We start from the raw sequence: 20,776 nt of genomic DNA, 5'->3' as shown, positions 1-20,776 counted from the left end.
TCCTAACTATAAACTTAATTTCCTCGTTATCAAAAATATCCTGGTAACGAGGGAGAAAACAAGCAATAAAAATCGGGAAAACGCCGCTACCATAAAAAGCCCGGTAAGGAAGAAACAAGCAATAAAAACCCGGAAACCGCCACTAAAAACCCGAAAATTATCTAGGTTCCGGCAGTTCGGTATAGGTGAGCCAATACTCGCTAAAACTCTGCATCATTTGCAATAAAGAAGCAAACCCTATCGGTTTAACCAAATAAGAATTTACCCCTAAATCGTAAGCTCGTTTGACATCAAGTGTTTGGCTAGAAGAAGTAAGCATAACCACCGGCAAGCGTTTTAGTTCCGGCTGCTGCTTCAGCCAAACCAGAACCTCGTGACCGGATCGTCTGGGCAATTTCAAATCTAGTAAAATTATCGCAGGTAAAGGATAGCGATCGCGATCGCTGTATTCTCCGTCACCATTTAAATAAAAAACTGCTGCATCTCCATCTCGGACAATTTGCAGTGAAGTATTAGTAAAAATCCGATCGCGAAAAGCCCGCTGCATCAACAAAATATCAACGGGGTTATCTTCCACCAACAAAATCGTCTGCGTTTCCCTCATGCTTCCTCAGTTGTATCCAAAATCGACTGCCCTGTCCTAATTGAGATTCCACTCCTACTTGACCGCCCATGCGATCGATCCCTTTTTGTACAATAGCTAATCCTATACCAGTTCCGGGGTAAGACTCGATACCGTGCAGCCGTTCAAAAACCCGAAAAATGCGTTTTTGATGTTCTGGAGCAATACCGATGCCGTTGTCTTCTACCCACAGACGGATGGTGGGTACTGGCAATTCGCCACTGGTAATCAGTAACTGGGAATGCTCCCACTGTCCCACTCTTCCCCTTTCCAATTCTCCCGCTGTTGCGCTATTCGTCTCTCCCTCTTGAGGCAGCTTAATTTCCTCAGCCCAAATCTGCAATTGGGGAGGTGCGCCTTCCACAAATTTTATAGCATTAGCCAGCAGATTTGCGATTACTTGAACTAAAGTAACGCGGTGGCCAATTATTGCAAACAAAGGCGGTCGAACAGTGATTTGAGCGCCGCTGGATTTAGCGTCGGCTTTTACCACAGCAATTGCCTCGGCGACAGCAGATTCTAAGTCTAAAACTTGCAGCGATAACTGAGCACGGCTCAGGCGGCTGTAAGCTAGCAAATCTTGGATCAATGCTTCTAATTGTTGCCCAGAATTAACAATTTGCTGGGCGTATTCTTGACCGAGTTCGTCGAGGAGGTCGCGGTAATCTTCTAATAAAGCTTCAGCTAATCCCTGCATTCCCCGCAGGGGAGCGCGCAAATCGTGGGCGACGGTATAGGTGAAAGATTCTAATTCTTCGTTAGCTGCTTGAAGTTGAGTGGTGCGGAGTTCCACCCGCCTTTCTAAGGTAGCGTTGAGCATCCGAATTTCTGCTTCTGCTTGTTTGCGTGCAGTTACGTCAATGGCGGTACTAATTACTAAACTTCTGCCGTCGGAAAGCTTGCCTAAAGGTGCGGAATAAAACTCCCAAATTCGACTTTCGCCGTTGGCTGCGGCAATCATATATTCGCCTTCAGAGATGCGCGCGTTTAATTGGTGCAGCCGATCGATATCTGCTTGCACTAGGGATTTGCGGCTGTGGTAAGCTTTTTCTGTCCAATCTTCAATTGTGGGAATTTCTGAGTATTCGTAGCCTGAGAGTTCTGTCCAAGCGCAGTTAATTTGCAAAACTTCTCCGTTTTCAGCGTGCAGCATAATTGGCAGCGGTGCGTCGATAATGGCGCGGCGGAAACGTTCTTCTGTTAATTGTAGGGAGTGGCGATCGTGTTCTAGCTGTTCTAACAGTTGATTTTGCTTGATTTCGGCATTGTCGCGCAAAGTTCGATCGCGCTTCACCAAATAGTAAACCAACACCATCAACAGGAAATTTACTAAACTCGCAACGGTAAAACTCAGGATTGTCAAATTAGCGCTTTTTTTAGATTCGCGGGCGCGCTGCTGCAATAGCTGAGTTTCTTCGGCAGTCATGGCGGCTATCTGCTGCCGAATGCCGCCCATGATTTGCTTTCCCCTACCGGTTTTTACTCGCCGCACGGCTGCTTCTAAGTTTTGTTGGCGTCGCACATTGATGGTTCCTTCAAGTTCGACTAATTTAGAGTCGATCGCAATTTTCAAATCGCGAAGGCGCTGTTGCTGCCGCTTATTGTCAGCCGTTAGCTGCTGCAATCCGACTACTTGTTCGTTGATGCGGGCGATCGCGCTGTGATACGGTTCTAAATACCGTTCTTCTCCCGTCAGCAAATAACCGCGCTGTCCGGTTTCAGCATCTTTTAAGGTGGAAAGCGTGGCTTCGAGTTCGGCTAAAACTTGGTGAGTGTGGCCCACCCAGCGTTCGTTTGCGACTAACTTGAGAGTGTTGCGGTAGGAAGTTGCCGCATTGAAAATTAGCAGCGCCACGACCATTCCGATACCTGCGGTGATTTGGGGAGTCAGTGATTGTTTCATGAAATAGTCGGCGTGCGAGTCCTGCTTTTTTTATTTTAGCTGGATGCGGACTAATCGAATTTTTGGCGCGGGCATATAGGGCGGCTAAACACTATAAATTTAAGGCTCAAATGTGCGATCGCTTTTTTAGTTTAATCTCGAACTTCCTGGCATCCCCCTTAAGTCTGAGAAGCAAGAAAGCGCTCTCTTCCTTCTCGTGATTCAGAGAGATGCCCGACAATCTAGGTGGTCAGTAAAGCTTAATTCGCCATCTTTTGTTGCATCGATCCTGCGGCTTTCACCGTTTCAAATTGCTGCCCAAAGAAAAGGGTTTTTACCTATTGACTCAAGTTGATTTTTGGGATATCATTTAATAATGGGAATATTGAGATAAATTTAAATTTGGCAAATATTCCCATTATTAAATGATACATTGTTAAGCTGGACAAGTCAAGCTTTTTACCCCAAAAAAAAGGCAAGTTTAAAAAATTTATTTAAAAAATAATGCTGGAGGCAGGGGAGAAATTCACAGTAACTATTGTGCAGGTGAATAGTATCAGAAATGCCGGCGATCGGGTAATTGCGGAGGATTCACCGGTTCAAATTAATTTAATATCAAATCCCGTAACATCGGAATTATACTCTGTTTGCGAGACGATCGCACTGCACTCGCAAAAGGATAATTCCGATGCCCGCGAAAACGATATAATTAGGCAACCGCAGCGGCTTTCATCGCGAAAATGCGATCGATAACATCTTCAACAACTTTATCAGGCGTAGAAGCACCAGAAGTCACACCGACCACAATTTTACCATCCGGTAGCCAACCTTCAGCTACGACCAAATCTCCCCCTAAAGGCTTGTGTTCGATGCGATTTCCCGGTAAAATGCGCTCCGCACAATCAATGTGATAAGAAGGAAGAGTTTTGTCGATCGCAATTTCCTGCAAATGCGTAGTATTAGAAGAATTAAAACCCCCAATCACCAGCATCAAATCCAACTTTTCCTCAACCAAACTCAACATAGCATCTTGCCGTTCCTGAGTCGCATCGCAGATAGTATTAAAACTCTGAAAATGCTCGTTCAAATTCTCAGGCCCAAACTTCCGCATCATGGTTTTTTCAAATAACTTACCAATCTTCTCCGTCTCAGTTTTGAGCATAGTAGTTTGGTTAGCAATACCAACTCTTTCCAAATCCACATCTGGGTCAAAACCAGCAGAATAAGCCTTGCTAAATTTAGCAATAAACTCATCGCGGTCGCCCCCATGCAAAATATAATTGCTGACATATTCAGCTTCCTGCAAATTCAGCACAATCAAATACTTATCAGCAAAAGAACTCGTAGCAACAGTTTCCTCATGCTTGTATTGACCGTGAATAATCGAAGTATAATCCCTCTTCTTGTGCTTCTCAACAGTATTCCAAACCTTAGAAACCCAAGGACAAGTAGTATCAACAATCTTGCAGCCCTTATCATTAAGCAACTGCATTTCTTGGACGCTCGCCCCAAAAGCCGGTAAAATGACCACATCGCCGCTATCGACAACCGAAAAATCTTTCTGCCCCTTCTCAACAGAAATAAAACCAACTTCCATATCCCGCAAATGCTGATTTACAGACGGATTGTGAATAATCTCATTAGTAATCCAAATCCGTTCGGAGGGGAAATGCTGGCGAGTCTCGTAAGCAATAGCTACAGCGCGTTCCACCCCCCAACAAAAGCCAAAAGCCTGAGCCAGCCGGATCGTGACTGCGCCGCGTTCGAGTCTGTAATTATTGTCGCGAATTTGCTGGATCAGACTGCTTTGATAAGCCGTCTGCATCACGCCAGCTACCTCAGCTTCGTGTCCGAAACCCTTGCGGTGGTAGTTTTCAGACTGTTGGAGCGATCGTTTAAAAGCTTTAGTATCCATGCGGTATCGAGTAGAAATCTAGGTTAATTACCTTTGATTTTAGAATGCCTGGGGTGCGATCGGGATTATTGGTTTAGTAGCGAAGAGGGGATATGCTATTTATACGATCGACACATTGAATTGAGAGCAAAGAAAGAATGAACGCGTCTTCGCGGTTCGTTAAAAAAAAACTCAAAAAAAAAGCGTAGAGGCCCAGATAGCTGAGTCTCTACACGATCGAACTCCCACAGAAAATCAGCTTCAAACCTTCTTCGGCGCAAAAGGAGAACTCGATTCAAACGAACTGAAACCGCCGGCAAAATCCTCACCGTAAGCTTCTTCCCCGTGCTGGCCGATATCCAAACCTTGGTCTTCAGCAGATGAGGGCACTCGCAGTTCCATAAACTGCCCCAAAATTTTCAGGATCGCAAAAGTGCCCACAGCGGCAAACACGTAAGTAGCTACAACGCCTACAAACTGGGTCACGATTAGCCCCGGATTCCCGGCAAAAAACCCGTCATTTCCGGCAGCGTTAACCGCTTTAGTCGCAAATAAGCCAGTCAGAAGCGCGCCCACAGTTCCGCCGACGCCGTGAATCGGGAAGGTATCCAAAGAGTCGTCAAATCCCAGCTTAGCCCGCCAACTAACGGCAAAGAAGCAGCAAACCGAAGTGATCGATCCGATCAAAAGCGCCCCCACTGGAAGCACGAATCCAGCCGCAGGTGTGATTCCCACCAATCCCGCGAGGAAACCGCTAGCAATTCCCACTGCTGTAGGTTTGCCTTTGAGAACCCATTCCACAATAGTCCAAGTTAAACCTCCGGCTGCTGCAGAAATCATCGTGGTGACAAAAGCCACTGTTGCTAAAGAACCAGCTCCCAAAGCGCTACCGCCGTTGAAGCCAAACCAGCCGAACCACAGCATCCCAATTCCCAGCAAGACGTAGGGTACGTTGTGAGGGGTGTGGGGCTTGTTCAAGTGGTCTTTGCGAGGCCCGATCATCCAAGCTGCGACAACCGCAGAAACACCGGAACTGATGTGTACGACTGTGCCGCCGGCAAAGTCCAGAGATCCGATCGCCTGCAGCCAGCCTCTACCCCAAACCCAGTGGGCTAAAGGAGAGTAGATGAAGGTAGACCACAGCAGCACGAACCAGAAATAGGTTTTAAATGTTACCCGTTCGACGATCGCCCCGGAAATCAAGGCTGGAGTGATGATCGCGAACATCATCTGGTACACCATGAAGACTTGGTGGGGTACTGTCGGTGCGTAGCCGATCGGATCTGGTGTGTCCGCCGTGACGCTGTTCAATAACATCCAGTCGAAGCCGCCGATGAAGCTTTCGATCCCTTGACCAAAGCCTTCGGACGCTGGAGTCGAAACGTCAAAGGCCAAACTGTAGCCCCACAGCGTCCAGGTGACGCCGATCAGTCCCATCATGACTAAGCTCATCATCATGGTGTTGAGGACGTTGCGCGATCGCACCAATCCTCCGTAGAAAAACGCCAGCCCCGGTGTCATTAGCAATACCAGTGCTGAGGAGACCAACATCCAGGCCGTATCGCCGGTGTCGATCGGATTGGGCACCACCGCCGCAGCAGCAGGATCTTGAGCTAAGGCATTGTCCGTCAGCGGGCCGCTTAACAGCCACAGCACGATGATGCCGATCGTTAAACTTTTTTTGATCACGTTAGTTGTACCTTCTCATACTCAGCAATTTTCAGGGAAGACCGAGCCGATTTTAGATGCGAGGATTTTAGATGCAATAGTTATTTGGTTTTCAGTCCCTGTTTTAGCGGAACAAATCTTCAATAGATAATTCCCCAATCCTCAACCCCCCGACTTGGTATAACCGGACTCATCTAAATTCATCAACGCTCAATCCAATGGTCTATGCCTTTTGGATTGCACCATTTGTACAAACAGTTATTCTGTATCACCCTATACTAAATAGCTACCTATCATATTTCTTAATCTATCTCCGGCTACTTGACGCAGCCCGTGAAAGCAGAGTATTTCGGGAGGGGGAGTTGAGGAGAGTTTTGAGTTCGGTAGAGTTGGGGAGAATATGACTCGATCCTCGATCCTTCTAATTAATGACTCATGACTCATTTTTCAACTGCATCTGACCGAACATTTGCAGGGCCGATCGCCAAACCAGATAACCTCGATCGTTAAGGTGCAAGCCGTCTGTGCTGAGTTCGGTTAACAAATTGCCCTCAGCATCCGCAAACAGCGGGTGCAAATCCAGATACAAAACATTTTCGGAACTAGCAATTTCTTTCAGCCGTCGATTTATTGCCCGAATCCGACTGTTAGGAATCGCCAATAGCCGATCGCGATTTTCCCAAGTAGCTTGTTCCCCGCTGTGTGGCAAAATCGACTGCACCACCACTTGTGCTTTGGGGTGAGCCCACCGCAAATCCCGAATAATTTGCCGCTGGTTGTCCAAAATCTCTTCGTCGCTTGCCCCCCGCAACAAATCGTTAATCCCGATCATCACAAACACCGTATCCGGCGCAGTTCGATCGAACAACTGCAACCGCTTCAGCAAACCCACGGAAGTCTCCCCCGAAATCCCTTGATTCAGCCAAATTCTATCGGGCGGTAACAGCTTCGTCGGAAACCACATACTCAGAGAATCCCCAGCCAAAACACTCAGTTTTGGGGGTCGATTCGTCGCCGCCGCCTCAGCTTCGCGGCCCAACTGCGTCACCCACTGCTGGTAAGTCCATTTGTGTCGCTGTCCCGGAACGGGCACGTCTAGCATTGCCTTTGCAGAGTTTGTAGACTGGCGAATTTCTTCCTCAGCGGCTTCTTCCGTAAGCGCAGCACTCGCAGGAGAGCTTTCTGTTAAGTTGTGTCCCCGCATCACTAATTGAGCGACTGTGAGTATCAGTACCCCGTTCGTTACCAGAGATAGCAAAGCCCAAACCGGAACACTTTTCGATCGGCTAACTTCCATCCCTAAGAGGGATTTATGAGTTCTACTTCTGCTAATTCCTCCAAACTTCTCCATAAACTCAAGCGATTTGCAGGCCCCACACCGAATAATTGGCACTCATTGCTGCATCCAATTTTACCGCTCAATTTTCGCCTCAATTCTGGTTAAGAATCAAGCACAGTGCTGTGTTGGGCGCGATGGCGATGCAGAACTTTGCTTTTTCGCACTACTCTACCATAAAAAATCTGGCTACTAAACTTTCTGGCACAGAAATCTGATTTGTCAAAGCAGCAGCAATTGAGCGAAAATTTCCCTAATACGATCCTGGACGCAGAAACCCGGTTTCTTAAAGAAATTGCCTGATTTTAGCAAGAGACTCAGAACCGTAAACCGGGTTTTTGAGGGTCGCGAGTGCGTCCGGGACTGCATGGGTGGGCGACTATTTTAGATTGTGGTTGTTCTAAATAAAGACGTGAATTAGCCTACAAATCGCTAATATAGCTTACAAAAGCTGCATTGGTCGATCGACGAGCGCACGCTCTACAATTTGGTACTCCTCCCCCCAGAACCCCCTGCATAACCGCCGTAGCCACCCTCAATTCTGTTGTCCAAGCTCGTTTCCTTGACAAACCCTGTGTAAGCTTCCATCCCGTGTTCGCCGATATCCAAACCTTCAGCCTCCTCTAAAGCAGAAACGCGGATACCCAGCAAAGCTTTGAGTGCCATCCAAAAAATCGTACTCAGCAGCACGGTCATCCCGCCTACAGAGATAATGCCGACCAACTGCGCCCCGAGTTGACCGAAACCTCCGCCCACAAGCAATCCTGCTGCCGGGCCTGCGGTATAAATTCCAGTTGTAGGGCCGTCAGCAAACAAGCCAACTGCCAGAGTTCCCCAGATGCCGCAGACTAAGTGAACTGAAGTTGCGCCTACAGGGTCGTCAATTTTTAAGTTGTCGAAGAAAGTTACGGCGAAAACTACCAGAATGCCGGCGATCGTGCCGATTATGGCAGAGTTGGGTACGTTGATCCAAGCGCAGCTAGCTGTTACCCCGACTAAGCCGGCAAGGATGCCGTTGATAATCATCGAAAGGTCGGGTTTGCCCAGGTACAGCCAAGCAGTAATGGTTGCAGCAATTCCCCCGAAGGCACCGGCGGTGTTGGTGGTGATCGCAATGTGGGCGATCGCATTTGGATCGACTGCCATTGTCGAACCGGGATTGAACCCGAACCAACCCAACCACAGAATCAAACAGCCGAGGGTGGCAATACTCATATTGTGTCCCGGCATCGCCACAGTATCGCCGTCGCGGTACTTGCCGATCCGCGGCCCCAAAAATGCCGCTCCCATCAAAGCAGCCCAACCGCCTACGGAGTGAACCACTGTCGAACCTGCAAAATCCCAGAAGCCGGCTTTTGCGAGCCAACCGCCGCCCCAAATCCAGTGTCCGGTAATTGGGTAAGCAATTCCTACTAGCAGCAAGCTGAAAATTAAGAAGTCAATGAATTTAACTCGCTCTGCAACTGCTCCAGAAACGATCGTGGCAGCAGTTCCCGCAAAAACTAATTGGAAAAAGAATTTAGCGTTAAGAGGCACTCCCGTCCAGTTTAATGCGCTGAAAATGCCTTGATAAGCGTCTCCTGTGGCGGGGCTGTTGTCGGCTACATTCCACAGAAAAAATCCGCCGCTGCTGCCAATAAAACCGTTGCCGTCGCTGAACATTAACGCAAAACCGATCGCCCAAAAGGCGATCGTAGAAAGCGCAAAAACAATCAAGTTTTTTGACAGCACGTTGACTGCATTTTTTTGGCGGCAAAAACCCGTTTCCAACATACCGAAACCGGCGTTCATAAAGAACACTAGCATCGCCGCCACCATGACCCACATGGTATCCATGCCCACCTTAAGGCTGGCTAATTGTTCCTCGGTGGTTGGCGCGGGAGTTGTTTGGGCTACCGCCGCATATCCCCACACCAAGACGATGATTGCTGCTATTGGTATGCAGGCTTGCCAACTTGGAGTGAGGCGGGCGATCGCCCTTTGTAATTTCTTGAACCTGTTAACTTTCGTAAAAAAATTAGCTGCTGACAAATTTAAAGACTCCCGCCTGACTGGTTTTGACTTTTTCTTTCCGACAGTCATTTTAATCACTTTTACCCTCTTTACGGCTAGTAAGCTCAGCAATATACGGAAAACTTTCCAATTTTACTACAAAAGTTTAGAGATTATTTGTTCAGATTGAGATAGTTTTGATAGCCTAGCTCTTCTAGTTGATTTTGTTTTTTCATTACTGATTCGGACAATGTTTTGCGGTACTGCAGGACTCGCTCTAGCAATTCTGGCTGATGAGCTGCTAGTATCTGAACTGCCAGCAACCCAGCATTTTTAGCATTGCCGATCGCCACTGTTGCTACGGGTATCCCGGCTGGCATTTGCACGATCGAGTACAGCGAATCTACCCCTTGCAGGTGGCGGCTAGGTACCGGCACACCAATTACTGGCAATGGCGTTAAAGATGCTACCATGCCTGGGAGGTGCGCAGCTCCCCCGGCACCTGCGATAATAACTTTCAAGCCCCGTTGGTGCGCGGTTTGGGCGTATTCCACCATGCGCGAGGGGGTGCGGTGGGCAGAAACGATCGCCACGGAGCAAGGTATATTGAATTCTTCGCAAACAGCGATCGCTTCTGACATGGTGGGCAAATCCGAATCGCTACCCATGATAATTCCAACTGTCGGTTGATTCATAAAATATTCAGATGAGAGATTTCAGATTAATGGTAATTTTAAATTATGGCGTTAACTAAAATTTAGATATTTTCTAGCAGAACTGAGGCTCGAAAGCAATTTGCTCACCAGCCGGCATACAGAAAGCAAAAAGTTCCGCATCCTCATAACCAGCCCCCAGATTTATCCATCGGAGCAAATCTAAAATCTAAAATCTAAAATCTAAAATCGGATGACTGAACCCACAACCCCAACTGCCGCCCCCACAGATATTCTCAATGTTCGCCTCCCCGGTTACAAGGATTTGCAGATGATTGCTGTTGACCAAACTGGCATCATTCAAGAAGTTTTCCCGATGGACGCCGTATTTAAACGAATTTCTCCTCCCAATTTGCAAGTGCTTGATGCAGCAGGCGATTGGCTTTCTCTGGGGGGTGTTGACTTGCAGATTAACGGCGCTCTCGGTTTTGCTTTTCCAGATTTAGAAAACAAGCATATTGAATTTTTACCGAAAATTTCTCAATTTTTATGGTATCAAGGAGTCGATGCTTATTTGCCGACTTTGGTAACAACTTCGCTCGATAAATTCCGGCGATCGCTCTCGACGATAGCTGATTATATGCGCACTGCAAAAACTGCTGCTCCCGCAACCAATAAAGCCAAAACAGCGGAAATTATCGGCGTTCACCTCGAAGGCCCTTTTCTCAACCCCCAGAAGCGAGGAGCTCACCCAGTTGAGTTTTTATTACCGCTAACTATAGAAAATGTCAAGCAAGTTTTAGGAGATTGTGCCGATATTGTCAAAATAATTACTTTAGCGCCCGAGTTAGACAGCACTGGCGAAGTAATTCCCTATTTGCAAAGTTTGGGAATTGCCGTCAGTCTCGGACACTCCCAAGCGACGGCAGAGCAAGCGCAGCAAGCATTTGCCCGGGGAGCTTCAATGGTAACTCACGCTTTTAATGCGATGCCGAGTTTGCACCACCGAGAACCGGGTTTGTTGGGAGCGGCGATCGTTTATCCGGGCGTAAAATGCGGTTTAATTGCTGACGGAAAGCACGTTTCTCCGACAATGATTGATTTTTTGCTGCGGGCTGGTAGGTATGGAAAAGGCGTTTTTTTAGTGAGCGATGCTTTGTCTCCTTTGGGTTTGCCTGACGGTGTTTATCCTTGGGATTCCAGACAAATTGAAGTTAGAAAAGGTACGGCTTGGGTAAGATTAGATTACCACTCGCCCCTGGAATCTGCTACTTTGGCGGGTACAACTCTGCCGCTGTTGGCGGGAGTCCAGAATTTGGTGAAGTGGGGGATTTGCGATCCCGAAAGTGCGATCGCCCTGGCAACGGACTCTCCCAGAAGTGCGATCGGAATTTCGGGAATTATTGGCCAATCGGCAACTCAATTGTTGCGCTGGAATTTAAATGCGCCGACAAAGGAATTGACTTGGCACCGACTCTTTTAAGGCGTTATAGCATTTGAGATTTGAGATTGGCGGTTTTAATTTAAAATCTCAAATCGCCAAGCAAAAATCGGTTGTTGCAAGTTGCGGGTTTTCCAAACCGGATTGCTATATAATATCTAACCGTTGGCAATAACTCAGCAGCAGGCAGATCGATGAATTTGGTAGACGACAAGACTATAGTTAGACAGTATTTTAACTCGACGGGATTCGATCGCTGGCAGCGAATTTACGGTGACGGGAAAGTCAATAAAGTTCAGCTAGACATCCGCACCGGGCACCAGAAAACGGTGGATACAGTCATCGAATGGCTGCAAGCTGACGGGAATTTGCCCGGGCTTTCCGTCTGCGATGCCGGCTGCGGTGTGGGATCTCTGAGCATTCCTCTGGCTGACGCTGGGGCAATTGTTTGCGCTAGCGATATCTCTGAAAAGATGGTAGCAGAAGCCTACGATCGAGCGACTGCAGTTCCCGGCAAGCTCTACAACATCTCTTTCGCCGCCCAAGATTTGGAAGCTTTAACAGGCAAATTCCACACAGTAATATGTTTGGACGTGCTGATCCACTATCCTCAAAATAAGGCTGCGGAAATGATCGCTCACCTAAGTTCGATCGCCCAATCGCGACTAATTATCAGTTTTGCCCCCAAAACTTTAGCACTCACCGCCCTCAAAAAATTTGGCGAACTTTTCCCCGGTCCGAGCAAAACTACCCGCGCTTATCAGCACCGCGAAGCTGATATTATCAAAATCTTAGAAAGCAACGGTTTTGTGATTAACAGAACGGCGATGACTAGCACTAGCTTTTACTATTCTCGCTTGCTAGAAGCTGTGCGAAAATAGGTTAAAAATATCTGCAAAAAAGCTAATTTATCATCAGCCTAGGGTGCGCACCGCGCACCTTCCCTTCCCGTAGTTACGCCAGTGAACCTCCATACTCTGCGATTGTTTCGCTCTCGCCGGCAATGACAAATACGGTACGCACCGCGCACCTTCGAGCTCGACAATTAGATGTTTTTCCTTTTCCTTATTCCTTCTTTCTTCTTCCCAATTCAATAAATATTATGTCAACGCTAATTTTAATGCGAATTTTTATAGCAGCCGCAGCCTTATTCGGAGGTTTATCGGTTGCAGGCGGTGCTTTCGCCTCCCACGCTTTGAAAAATCAATTGAGCGATCGGGCTTTAGCAATTTTTGAGACCGGCGCTCGATATCAAATGTACCATGCCCTGGCTCTATTACTCGTCGCTTTACTATCGAGTACCGCCCAAGAGTCTCAAACCTTTTTTGCAGTCGCTGGATGGGCTTTTATTGCCGGCACAATCATCTTTTCAGGGAGTTTGTACGCGCTGAGTTTGACTGACATCAAATGGCTGGGTGCAATTACGCCCCTGGGGGGAGTTGCTTTTCTTATCGGTTGGGGATGTTTGGCAGTCGCTGCTTTTAACTTTAAATAGGCAACTCGTAAATTTTGAGGCAATTACCAATTACCAATTACTTAATTGTCAAACACATCGCTGGAAAACATCTCTGTCACAGTACGCAAGTAAGGTAAAAATATCATTAAATCTTCACTAGAAAGCCGATCGGAGATTTCCCAAAACAAAATCAGCAGCATATCCTGCACTAACTCCCAACTTACATGAAGTTTGGGGTACAACATCACGCAAATTGGAAATAATTCTTGCTGTACCGGGCGAATGCTACCTTCCAAAACGCACCAGCACAAATAGCTTTGAAAAATCTCGACATCCCGGATACCAGAAATTTTTACCTCCCGATCGCTCAAATAACCGCTGCTGCTGCGGTATCCTTGATGCTGGGAACTAGCCCGATCGTACACTGCACTAGCAATCTGAGTCGTATGCTGCAACAAATGCTGAACTGCTAATAGAGCTCTTGAATTCGGGGGCTGATTCGCCGCAGCTTCGTTAATCTCTCCGTAGGGAATGTGCAGGTAGTCTTCTACAACTTTTAAGTAGGGTGCAAATTCCGATCGCTCTAACTCCGAAAGACATCCTAACAAGATTTTGCTAGTGTATTGAAACTCCACCGCCACAAATCCCAGCACTAACGGATCAGTCTCTGAGTATTTCCGCCTCATTTGGATAATATCTTTTCCCACCAGCACTGACAAGCGGAAAACAGGTTCTCTATCCGCATAAGCGTCGATTGCTTTTAGATATAACGTGCGAGTGTCGGCGGCAATTTCTAAAGGATTAATTAAGATCGGATCGATCGCGTGTCGCTCTATTTGTTCCCCTAAAACAGCTTCTACTCTACTCCAAGCTATCTCGCTGGCTAATTTCAGGTTATCTTTCAATTGGTCAACTATTTTGGCTCGATTTCCCTCAAAGTTGGTTGACTCTGGGCTTGGGGGAATTTGTCGCGGGGCTTGGTTTTCTCGTGCCGCCACTGTACTGTAATATTTTTTTGCCCAGCTAACTGCTAAGGAAGAAACGCTGACGCCTTTAGCCTCTGGGAGTTGGTGAATGTCCGATCCGCTAATACCTTGCGACGCCAGACTTTCCCCATGCTGAAGTTCGTCTGCTGGTAGAGACTTTGAAGATATTTGTGAAATACTCGTCATTATCGACCTCGTTTTTTTATCAAGTCGCACCCGATCCATTCCCTTAATTTTTAACGTTGTTAACTACAATTTTCTGCATTTCTACCCTGACAGTCATCGGCCATTGTGCTTAAAACTATAGGTCATTTGGCTATACTGCCTACATTTTTTATAAGATATACGTTAATAACGTTATTTATTGTGCTTTAGGACACCATCACCCTGTGAATTGCCACCCGATTTTTTTTTCTGTCAAACCCGCACAAAATAAATTTAATTTGTTTTCTATTTTCCCGCTTAAAGTCAATTGTGTTCAAAAAACTGCTCTTTGAAATATTTTATCTTTGTTTTAAATCGCTTTTGCCCATCGCCCTACTTTCTCAAATAACCTACGCTAAAGCACCACCGAGCGGAGATTTGGATTAATTTATTTTCCTAGCTAAATGAGAAATGTATTTTGATACTTGCGGTTGTGAGGAAACAATAACACATTAAACTATCTGCTTTTATAAATAAATAATTAAAATTAGAATAAAATTTATGTGCGTTTCATTAATCCATTGCCAGCGCGGTTTTTTAGCTGTTTTTTAGCTATTTTTAGCTTTTCGGATGACAGCAATTGATAAGCGTTTATTGGCTCGCTAAACTACCCTTCAAAACCGGAATCTAGATAAACTTGGCAGATAGCTTTTCGATTTTATCAACTCCGCCTAGTTCGAGTCCTCCTCCTGCAGAGAGAGCTTGCCCCCATAGCGATAAGATGGGGTTGATTGGGCTCCACGGGCGATCGCTCCTCAAAAACAGCACGGCCACTAGCTCTTTAAGGCTATGCCTTCGGGTAGGATTAGTAGGACGAGAGGAAGTGGATAAAATGAGCGCCAGCAGCAATTCAACAGAAATCAAGTTCGGAACCGATGGGTGGCGGGGACTGATTGCCCATGACTTTACTTTTGCCAACGTGCGAAAAGTCACCCGGGCGATCGCCAGTTACCTAGAAACCGCTTACACAAAAGACCGCCCAGTTCTAGTCTCCTACGATACCCGCTTTCTGGCAGACGAGTTCGCCCGCACCTCGGCGGAAGTATTGGCAGATTTGGGATGGACGGTGAAAGTGGTCGATCGAGATTGCCCGACACCAGTCATCGCCTACAGCGCCAAGCATTTAAACTCCGCAGGAGCTCTGATGTTCACGGCTTCCCACAATCCCGCACCTTACTGCGGCATCAAATATATCCCCGACTACGCCGGCCCGGCAACCCCGGAAATTACCGATACAATTGTGGCAAATATTGCTGGTGCTTCTGATGCCCCAGCCAAAGGCAGTCACAACGATAAAATTTCCACTTTTGACCCGAAACCCGAATATCTGAAGTTTCTTTATACTTTGATAGATGTGGAGCGGATTCGCTCTGCTAAGTTGAAGGTAAAGTACGACGCCCTTTATTCGACTTCTCGCGGCTATCTCGACGGCGTTTTGGAACACTGCGGCTGCGATGTAGAAAGTTTTCACACCTACCGCGACGTGCTGTTTGGCGGCGGAATGCCCGAACCCAAGGGGGAACAGTTAGTTGAGTTGGTGGAAGCTGTTAAGAAGGATTCGGCGGATTTGGGTTTGGCTACGGATGGCGACAGCGATCGTTTTGGTATTGTTGACGAGTTGGGAAATGTCTTGACTCCAAATACCGTGCTGTTGCTGCTGGCGCGTCACTTGGTGAAGAATAAAGGCTTGACTGGGGCGATCGTCCGTACAGTCGCAACTACTCATTTACTGGATAATTTAGCCGCCAAGTACGGTTTAACAATCTACGAAACCGCAGTCGGTTTTAAATACATCGGCGAAAAAATGCGGGAAACTGCGGTGCTCATCGGTGGCGAAGAGTCTGGCGGTTTGAGCGTTTTGGGTCACATTCCCGAAAAAGACGGGATTTTGGCTGATATGCTAGTTGCTGAGGCGATCGCCTATGAAGGCAAACCGCTTTCTCAGTTAGTCGAAGAAGCCATTAAAGAAGCCGACGGCCCCCTTTACAACAAACGCTTGGACTTGCACCTAGAAGAAGCCCACAAAGCAGCCGTTTTGGAATCTTTTACCAAGAATCCCCCCACAGAAGTAGCAGGTATCGGCGTTAAGGAAATCGGCCGCAAAGACGGGATTAAACTTTATCTTGAAGACGGTGGCTGGGTACTGCTGCGGCCTTCGGGAACCGAACCCTTGATGCGCGTTTACATGGAAACCAATTCTGTGGAAAAAGAAAGCCAAGTTGCCCAACACATGGAAAAGGTAATTTCCCAGTTAGAACCTGTTTAAATTTCTACCTATTCCAACGCGGGGCTTTTCTCTACCGCTTGAGATTGTGAGGTGCGCGCGGAGCACCTCACATCTTTTTGATAACTCTTGCAGATCCTCTGAACATTAATCATCGATAATGCTCGGCTAGTTATACAGCGTATTCCAGGTTTATGAAGTACAGTAGCAGCAGCTTTTAAAATAATTTTTGAAGTGTTTAATATTAACCAAATCAAGCGCAGTTGCCAGTAAAACGTCAACCATCTTAGTAGTGGTTGGCGAGAAGTGACGTAAAAAAGCTTTCAGTTGTGACCACCATAATTCGATTGGGTTAAAGTCAGGAGAATAAGGTGATAAATTCAGGACACTCCCACCAGCCGCTTGAATCAATGGTTCAATTACTGCTAACTTATGGGCTGGGAGATTATCCATGACAACAACTGCACCCTCCCATAAGTTAGGCACTAAAAAATGTTCAATAAATACTTCAAAGGCCTTGCCATCCATTGACCCATTTAGCGTCATTAATCCTACTACTTTCGTCAAGCTAATTGCTCCGACAACTGTGACTTTTGCACCCCGATAAAAGGGTTTTAAATCGTAGATTCTACTGCCAGATATTGAACGTGCATGGGTTCGTGTCAACCCCAATAAAACGCCCATTTCATCCAAAAAAACGAGGTTGTCCGGGTTGATATTTTTCACTTTTTCCCAATACTCACATCTCAAAATTTGCACTCTTTCTGTGGCCGCCTGACTACTGCGGATTGTTTTTTTTTTCGCGTCAAATTTTGCTTTTTGAGTTCACGACACATCATACTAGGGCTGACAGACTCCTTGTGCGTCGATAGCCAATATTCACAATATTCTGACAAGGTGCTATCAGGATATTTTTCTACCATTTCCGTCAATTGAGTTGTGTGCGAGTGTAACACACTTTTAACGCTTCCACCTGGTTTTTTGGGTTGAACATGACCCGTCGCTTGTTTTTGTTTTAAGATTTTTTGGACAAAAGCTTTACTCACATCAAATCTGGCAGCTACTTTGCGAATGGATGTATCACATTGTTCATAAGCTTTAACTATTTTTTCACGAAACTCGATCGAATAAGGTTTCATTTTTTTGCACAAATCTACTAAAATTAGTGTACCACACTCACCTGGAATATGCTGTATATTTGCAATACACGTGGATTTGTTAAAGTTTGGGAGTGGTAAATTTATTTATTTTTAATTTTTAATTAATTTAAAAATTAAGAATATTTTTCCGCATCAACTAGACTTTTTCCCTAATCTTATTGTAGATTATTAAATAATGGTATTTTTCCAAAAATAAAATTTTTACACAGATTTCGATTGTAAAATAAGTATATAGCAACCCTAAATCATTTCTGAATTTCTTACTCCCTCCCCGCAGCTTCGGGGAGGGTTGGGGTGGGGTAAAAAATTTACGAGTCCTGCAAGGATTGCTATATAAGTTAAATTATTAGCCTGTCAACCCGTTTATGAAAACAATTCCTCTGCTAGCCATTAGTTTTTTAGTAGCAATTTTAGCAAGCGCGATCGGGATTATCTCAGTGCAGAACGCCGCCCCAGTATCCTTAAACTTTATCTTCTTTAAATCGATACAAATACCCGTAGGAGTAGTATTGGCCATGAGCATTAGTGCAGGACTGATAGGCGGTGCGCTGCTGCAACCTCTGTGGAACCTTTCGGATTCGCCACACTCGCGTCCTAAATTTCAGACAAATTCAGAAGACTCTAACACCGCAGAATATTAAGTTAATTGCTGAATCCTTAGATGGAATACACTTGGCCGTCAATCAGCAGCCGAGTAATTCCCTTGGCTAGCAAGTAAGGCGCGGCTTTTTGCAGCAGCCTGCCGTCAGGAATCTTGAAAACTCTTTGATTGCGAGTAGCAAATCGGCGGGCCACTCGGTGATTGTCAAACACTGCCAGGGTTTTCTCGCGAATTTCCGCAGGCGGAATTTGACCCAGTTCGCCAAAAGCTTTTAGAGGTCTGGTGATTAACTCCGCTGCCCGATCGACCACCAAATAACAAATTTTGGGCACAGAGGCTTCGCTTAAAGGCAAAACTTGAATCAGTCCTGTACCCCGAAGCTCGATCGACTCGCCCGACGATATCGATCCCAGCATACCGACTTCAAATAGAGAGTCTTCATCCTCTAAATCTTCGTCGAAGTCGTCATCTAAATCGTCTTCATCGTCATCCTCATCCTCATCGAAATCGCTAAAATCTTCACCTGCCAGCAGCCCTTCGGCTGGCAGCATTGCCTTTAGTTCACCAGTCACAACAGCGCGGTGGCTGCGATCGGCAAGATTGGCTGCTTGGGCTGGTGGCAAATCAGAAACATCCAAATCCGACTCTACAGTTCCTGGAATTTCGAGTTCTGCAACTGGTTCAGGGGGCGAGCCAGAACGCTTTCGGATCGTCGGCCTCGAATTTGAGGCTGACTGGGAGACTGGGACTGACTCAGACAGGGGGACAGCTACAGGATCGGTTGCGCGATCGGCTTCCGACGACTCAGCAGTAGTATCTGTCGGTTCAGAAACACTGCTGCGATCGGACAAACGCTTTTGTTTTTGGTGGACTAGAAATTCGTATTCCGGCTCCGACAAAGCGCCCTGAAGGATGCGCCTCACAGTCGAACTGCTCACTCCGTAGCGCTTTGCCAGAGTGATAGTATTTTCGTCCGACTGTCGGTACAGCCTGAGGAGTTCGCGTTTGTCTGAATCGGAGAGTTTTGTAGGCGTCATGCCAAGTTTTCCAGCAAAAAGACGTGAAAAGACGCAGGCTAGCGGTCAGCGAACTGTGATTTTTCTGTTTCGATTTAGAGTTGAGAGATGCCGACAAGAGTAAAAAAGCTTTCGCGTCCCCATCGCTTGCCGAAGCAACCCGAATCTCAAATCGCTACGCGGCGCGACGAGTGCGCCTGCTCTGGCGAGAACGGGTTGAGATGTCATGTTCCAAGATAGCTCCAATCCCAAACAGGATGCCGCTGAAAACAAAAAAGATTTCCAGCAAACTGCCGCTTTGATAACTACCCTCAGCCTGAGTATCGCGCCATTTAAAGTACATATCTGCGATGTAAAGCGAAAAAGTTGCAGCCGCAATCATCCTCCAAGATTGGGAAAAACGTCCTCCCCAAAACGCCAGCAGCAATGCAGTAGCAATAATCAGCAGAAAAACGTCCCCGACGATGTAAAACAAATTGATTGCATTTTTGTGAGGCGAGAGTTGCTTGTCCAGTGCCATCACCCATGCCGGAGCTTTGATTTCTGATTCTGATTCTCCTTCTTCTTCGGGTGCGGAGCCATCATAAGTCGCTGCTGCTCCTTGTGCCTGTGACTTGGACGAATTTTCCAAAGCAGGCGCTCTTCCTTTGGCAGAGGTTGCTGGTTCAGATTCTGTCACTACTTCTTGAGTGGCTGCCGGAGCCATTCCTAGCTGGGTTCTCCAAGAATCAGGTGCAGCAACCCAGATAGCTACAACAATCCCGAAGGCTGCAATTCCCGCTAACAAACCCCACTGCCCAATTTCTAGATTCAGGCGCTTGGAAGTCACGGCTAGAACCATGCCCCAGATCAGTACCACATAGCTGCCCAGATAAAACGCATCGGCAGGAGACACGTCCGGGTCTAACCCGAAATAGAGTTCCCAAATCCCGAACAGCAGGTTGGCTATGAAATAGAACAGCATCCCCAGACCAATGCCCAGCCAGACGTTGCGCCCGCTGACCATGTGCGGGCTTTGCCAGTTTCTAAAACAGACTAAAGCTGCTCCGAAGAATGCTCCGCATTCAAAAACATAAGTGCCGATCGAGTACCAAAGCGGTAAACCCTCTTCTGCTGAGAGGGGGACGCTGAACAGCAAAAAGAACAGCAGCGCCATTACAGCCCAGACAATGCCCGCAATCACTAGGGTCTGAGCTGACAGTAAAGATGGAGATGTAGATGACTTTTCTGAAGTGCTACTCATAGGGATTCCACGAGACCTAACTAGCGGTTGAACGCACCCCATCTCAATTTTTGATTGTAGATGAGGATTCTTTCGCCAAAAAACCTTTGTCTGACGCTCCCGGAAAAACTGGCGTCCTCAGCGTGTTGTCGGGACTCTTGCCCTCGTACACTCTAGAAAGACTAAGCAAGACAAATATCTATTTACTAATTCAAGGAATTAGTCGTTAGTCGATCTTTTGCCCGGAAATACAATGATAGAAATACGGTATATGTTTCACCATTTAGGCTTTTACAGTACCAAATCTATCTCTGAAATTATACCCTCAAATGTTGCTGTATCTGTTTTTTTGCTTTCGCACTCCCCGACTCATATCAATGATTGTGGTTGGGGAGTGCGATCGAAATTCAGTTAAATTG

Annotated in this window: 18 protein-coding genes; 6 read left to right on the top strand and 12 right to left on the bottom strand. The window is 46.7% G+C overall.

Annotated elements, in window-relative coordinates; translation table 11 throughout:
• Nucleotides 1-157: 157 nt before the first annotated feature.
• Both QUB30_RS25595 and QUB30_RS25590 read right to left on the bottom strand, forming a co-directional pair.
• Entirely contained in the window at nucleotides 158-604 is a 447-nt protein-coding gene (locus QUB30_RS25595; RefSeq protein WP_333339321.1) for a response regulator, read from the bottom strand.
• Complete coding sequence (locus QUB30_RS25590) at nucleotides 567-2,525, bottom strand: CHASE3 domain-containing protein (protein WP_333339318.1); 1,959 nt, start codon at nucleotides 2,523-2,525, stop codon at nucleotides 567-569. Before QUB30_RS25590 ends, QUB30_RS25595 begins: the two co-directional genes overlap by 38 nt.
• 483 nt (nucleotides 2,526-3,008) lie before the next feature.
• On the opposite strand from QUB30_RS25590, the gene QUB30_RS25585 reads away from it, so the two are divergent.
• The gene (locus QUB30_RS25585) at nucleotides 3,009-3,257 is read left to right on the top strand and encodes a hypothetical protein (RefSeq protein ID WP_333339315.1); all 249 of its coding nucleotides are present in this window, start codon (nucleotides 3,009-3,011) and stop codon (nucleotides 3,255-3,257) included.
• Here the strand turns inward: QUB30_RS25585 and QUB30_RS25580 are convergent.
• From QUB30_RS25580 to purE, 5 genes are all read right to left on the bottom strand, one after another.
• On the bottom strand, nucleotides 3,214-4,419 hold the full coding sequence (locus QUB30_RS25580; protein WP_333339313.1) for a 4-hydroxy-3-methylbut-2-enyl diphosphate reductase: 1,206 nt from the start codon (nucleotides 4,417-4,419) through the stop codon (nucleotides 3,214-3,216). The genes QUB30_RS25585 and QUB30_RS25580 overlap by 44 nt on opposite strands.
• A gap of 240 nt (nucleotides 4,420-4,659) precedes the next feature.
• Entirely contained in the window at nucleotides 4,660-6,087 is a 1,428-nt protein-coding gene (locus QUB30_RS25575; RefSeq protein ID WP_333339310.1) for an ammonium transporter, read from the bottom strand.
• A gap of 412 nt (nucleotides 6,088-6,499) precedes the next feature.
• Nucleotides 6,500-7,417 carry an SGNH/GDSL hydrolase family protein gene (locus tag QUB30_RS25570; protein ID WP_445300548.1) on the bottom strand — a complete coding sequence of 306 codons (918 nt, stop codon included), beginning with the start codon at nucleotides 7,415-7,417 and terminating at the stop codon, nucleotides 6,500-6,502.
• Between the two features lie 465 nt (nucleotides 7,418-7,882).
• Entirely contained in the window at nucleotides 7,883-9,484 is a 1,602-nt protein-coding gene (locus QUB30_RS25565; protein WP_333339308.1) for an ammonium transporter, read from the bottom strand.
• An 83-nt stretch (nucleotides 9,485-9,567) separates the two neighbouring features.
• Entirely contained in the window at nucleotides 9,568-10,089 is a 522-nt protein-coding gene (gene purE / locus QUB30_RS25560; RefSeq protein WP_333339305.1) for a 5-(carboxyamino)imidazole ribonucleotide mutase, read from the bottom strand.
• Nucleotides 10,090-10,300: 211 nt separating this feature from the next.
• On the opposite strand from purE, the gene nagA reads away from it, so the two are divergent.
• The 3 genes from nagA to QUB30_RS25545 all read left to right on the top strand — a co-directional run bounded on the left by nagA (nucleotide 10,301) and on the right by QUB30_RS25545 (nucleotide 12,983).
• Nucleotides 10,301-11,530, top strand: a complete 1,230-nt coding sequence (gene nagA / locus QUB30_RS25555; RefSeq protein WP_333339302.1) for an N-acetylglucosamine-6-phosphate deacetylase — start codon at nucleotides 10,301-10,303, stop codon at nucleotides 11,528-11,530.
• A gap of 152 nt (nucleotides 11,531-11,682) precedes the next feature.
• Nucleotides 11,683-12,369 (top strand): magnesium protoporphyrin IX methyltransferase, encoded by a 687-nt coding sequence (gene bchM, locus QUB30_RS25550; protein WP_333339298.1) that lies wholly within the window; start codon nucleotides 11,683-11,685, stop codon nucleotides 12,367-12,369.
• A 221-nt stretch (nucleotides 12,370-12,590) separates the two neighbouring features.
• Nucleotides 12,591-12,983, top strand: coding sequence for a DUF423 domain-containing protein (locus QUB30_RS25545; RefSeq protein WP_333339295.1), 393 nt, complete (start codon nucleotides 12,591-12,593; stop codon nucleotides 12,981-12,983).
• A 41-nt stretch (nucleotides 12,984-13,024) separates the two neighbouring features.
• On the opposite strand, the gene QUB30_RS25540 is transcribed toward QUB30_RS25545, so the two are convergent.
• A complete protein-coding gene (locus QUB30_RS25540) occupies nucleotides 13,025-14,116 on the bottom strand; it encodes a hypothetical protein (RefSeq protein WP_333339292.1) in 1,092 nt (363 codons plus the stop codon).
• 739 nt (nucleotides 14,117-14,855) lie between these two features.
• Here QUB30_RS25540 and QUB30_RS25535 point away from each other — a divergent pair.
• Nucleotides 14,856-16,400: a phosphoglucomutase/phosphomannomutase family protein gene (locus tag QUB30_RS25535; protein WP_445300547.1), complete on the top strand. Its 1,545-nt coding sequence runs from the start codon at nucleotides 14,856-14,858 to the stop codon at nucleotides 16,398-16,400.
• Nucleotides 16,401-16,550: 150 nt separating this feature from the next.
• Here QUB30_RS25535 and QUB30_RS25530 read toward each other — a convergent pair whose 3' ends face one another.
• Both QUB30_RS25530 and QUB30_RS25525 read right to left on the bottom strand, forming a co-directional pair.
• Nucleotides 16,551-17,084: a transposase gene (locus QUB30_RS25530; RefSeq protein WP_333339289.1), complete on the bottom strand. Its 534-nt coding sequence runs from the start codon at nucleotides 17,082-17,084 to the stop codon at nucleotides 16,551-16,553.
• A gap of 20 nt (nucleotides 17,085-17,104) precedes the next feature.
• The gene (locus QUB30_RS25525; protein WP_333339286.1) at nucleotides 17,105-17,497 is read right to left on the bottom strand and encodes an IS630 transposase-related protein; all 393 of its coding nucleotides are present in this window, start codon (nucleotides 17,495-17,497) and stop codon (nucleotides 17,105-17,107) included.
• Nucleotides 17,498-17,883: 386 nt separating this feature from the next.
• On the opposite strand from QUB30_RS25525, the gene QUB30_RS25520 reads away from it, so the two are divergent.
• Nucleotides 17,884-18,159 carry a LapA family protein gene (locus tag QUB30_RS25520; RefSeq protein WP_333339283.1) on the top strand — a complete coding sequence of 92 codons (276 nt, stop codon included), beginning with the start codon at nucleotides 17,884-17,886 and terminating at the stop codon, nucleotides 18,157-18,159.
• A 16-nt stretch (nucleotides 18,160-18,175) separates the two neighbouring features.
• On the opposite strand, the gene QUB30_RS25515 is transcribed toward QUB30_RS25520, so the two are convergent.
• Nucleotides 18,176-19,156, bottom strand: a complete 981-nt coding sequence (locus tag QUB30_RS25515; RefSeq protein ID WP_333339280.1) for a hypothetical protein — start codon at nucleotides 19,154-19,156, stop codon at nucleotides 18,176-18,178.
• Nucleotides 19,157-19,310: 154 nt separating this feature from the next.
• Complete coding sequence (locus QUB30_RS25510; protein WP_333339277.1) at nucleotides 19,311-20,378, bottom strand: hypothetical protein; 1,068 nt, start codon at nucleotides 20,376-20,378, stop codon at nucleotides 19,311-19,313.
• Between the last annotated feature and the right edge of the window lie 398 nt (nucleotides 20,379-20,776).

Source organism: Microcoleus sp. BROC3 (genome assembly GCF_036702515.1).
Taxonomy (GTDB): Bacteria; Cyanobacteriota; Cyanobacteriia; order Cyanobacteriales; family Microcoleaceae; genus Microcoleus.
This window is presented reverse-complemented; position numbering and strand designations above follow the sequence as displayed.

What these genes read in the sequence shown, in the direction of transcription:
- QUB30_RS25595 (WP_333339321.1), bottom strand. Translation starts at nt 604, where the DNA reads ATGAGGGAAACGCAGACGATTTTGTTGGTGGAAGATAACCCCGTTGAT.
- QUB30_RS25590 (WP_333339318.1), bottom strand. Translation starts at nt 2,525, where the DNA reads ATGAAACAATCACTGACTCCCCAAATCACCGCAGGTATCGGAATGGTC.
- QUB30_RS25585 (WP_333339315.1), top strand. Translation starts at nt 3,009, where the DNA reads ATGCTGGAGGCAGGGGAGAAATTCACAGTAACTATTGTGCAGGTGAAT.
- QUB30_RS25580 (WP_333339313.1), bottom strand. Translation starts at nt 4,419, where the DNA reads ATGGATACTAAAGCTTTTAAACGATCGCTCCAACAGTCTGAAAACTAC.
- QUB30_RS25570 (WP_445300548.1), bottom strand. Translation starts at nt 7,417, where the DNA reads ATGGAGAAGTTTGGAGGAATTAGCAGAAGTAGAACTCATAAATCCCTC.
- QUB30_RS25565 (WP_333339308.1), bottom strand. Translation starts at nt 9,484, where the DNA reads ATGACTGTCGGAAAGAAAAAGTCAAAACCAGTCAGGCGGGAGTCTTTA.
- purE (WP_333339305.1), bottom strand. Translation starts at nt 10,089, where the DNA reads ATGAATCAACCGACAGTTGGAATTATCATGGGTAGCGATTCGGATTTG.
- nagA (WP_333339302.1), top strand. Translation starts at nt 10,301, where the DNA reads ATGACTGAACCCACAACCCCAACTGCCGCCCCCACAGATATTCTCAAT.
- bchM (WP_333339298.1), top strand. Translation starts at nt 11,683, where the DNA reads ATGAATTTGGTAGACGACAAGACTATAGTTAGACAGTATTTTAACTCG.
- QUB30_RS25545 (WP_333339295.1), top strand. Translation starts at nt 12,591, where the DNA reads ATGTCAACGCTAATTTTAATGCGAATTTTTATAGCAGCCGCAGCCTTA.
- QUB30_RS25540 (WP_333339292.1), bottom strand. Translation starts at nt 14,116, where the DNA reads ATGACGAGTATTTCACAAATATCTTCAAAGTCTCTACCAGCAGACGAA.
- QUB30_RS25535 (WP_445300547.1), top strand. Translation starts at nt 14,856, where the DNA reads ATGGGGTTGATTGGGCTCCACGGGCGATCGCTCCTCAAAAACAGCACG.
- QUB30_RS25525 (WP_333339286.1), bottom strand. Translation starts at nt 17,497, where the DNA reads ATGAAACCTTATTCGATCGAGTTTCGTGAAAAAATAGTTAAAGCTTAT.
- QUB30_RS25520 (WP_333339283.1), top strand. Translation starts at nt 17,884, where the DNA reads ATGAAAACAATTCCTCTGCTAGCCATTAGTTTTTTAGTAGCAATTTTA.
- QUB30_RS25515 (WP_333339280.1), bottom strand. Translation starts at nt 19,156, where the DNA reads ATGACGCCTACAAAACTCTCCGATTCAGACAAACGCGAACTCCTCAGG.
- QUB30_RS25510 (WP_333339277.1), bottom strand. Translation starts at nt 20,378, where the DNA reads ATGAGTAGCACTTCAGAAAAGTCATCTACATCTCCATCTTTACTGTCA.